This is a genomic window from Streptomyces sp. NPDC006610 (assembly GCF_040611575.1).
Classification (GTDB): Bacteria; Actinomycetota; Actinomycetes; order Streptomycetales; family Streptomycetaceae; genus Streptomyces.
This window is the reverse complement of the sequence record NZ_JBEXOP010000107.1, coordinates 1-1023: the sequence shown is the minus strand read 5'-3', so window position 1 is coordinate 1023 and position 1023 is coordinate 1. Positions and strand designations below refer to the sequence as shown.

1 protein-coding gene is annotated in these 1023 nt (G+C 70.4%); it reads left to right on the top strand.

Translation table 11 applies throughout. The features are described 5' to 3' along the window. The coding region (locus ABZY13_RS33505; protein WP_356637598.1) for a polyketide synthase dehydratase domain-containing protein at positions 1 to 1023 on the top strand (1023 nt) is incomplete at both ends.

The following is a 1023-nucleotide window of genomic DNA, read 5'->3' as shown; positions in this document are numbered from 1 at the left end:
GGTTGTGGAGGAGCTGGCGCTGCAGGCGCCGCTGGTGCTGTCCGGGTCGGGTGGTGTGCGGGTCCAGGTCGTGGTGGGTGCGGGGGACGGTTCGGACCGTCGTACGGTCTCGGTGCATGCGCGTGCGGAGGAGCAGGCGGACGGGGTGTGGACGCTGCATGCGGAGGGTGTGCTGGCCCCGGCTGGTTCGGAGGCGGAGTTCGAGTTGTCCGCGTGGCCGCCGGCGGATGCGTCTGCGATTGATCTGGCGGGGGCGTATGGGGGGCTTGCCGGTGTCGGGTATGAGTACGGGCCGACGTTTCAGGGGCTGAAGTCCGCTTGGCGGCGTGGTCGGGAACTGTTCGCCGAGGTGGAGCTGCCGGGTGAGCCGACGGGGTTCGGCATTCATCCGGCGTTGCTGGATGCGGCGATGCATGTGGCTCTGGTCGGTGGTACCGAGGGTGGTGAGCCGGTGCTGCCGTTCGTGTGGAACGACGTGCGGTTGCACGCGGTGGGTGCGTCGGCGGTGCGGGTGCGGGTGACGAGGCCGACGTCGGAGAGCCTCACACTTGAGGTGGCGGACGTTTCCGGCCGGCCGGTGATGTCGGTCGGGTCGGTCGTCGGACGCCCGGTGTCGGCGGAGCAACTGGGCACCCCGCGTGATGAGTCGCTGTTCCATGTCGAGTGGAGCCCTGTGGCTGCCACAGCTGTGACCGACGGGCAGTGGACGGCCTGGGAGGACCTGGAAACGGACGGGTCGGTGTCGGGTGTGGTGGTCTTCGACTGCGCCACGATCGATGACGGTGTTCCGGCGGCGGTGCGGGCGCACACGCACCGTGTGCTGGACGTCGTACAGGATTGGCTGGCCGGGGAGCGGTTCGCGGAGGCGACGCTCGCCGTCGTCACGCACGGGGCCGTGGCCACCGAGGCCGGTGCGCCGGTGGATGTGACGCAGGCTCCGGTGTGGGGCCTCGTGCGCGCGGCACAGGCCGAGAACCCGGGGCGCTTCGTTCTGGTGGACACCGATGAATCGTCCGGCGGGGT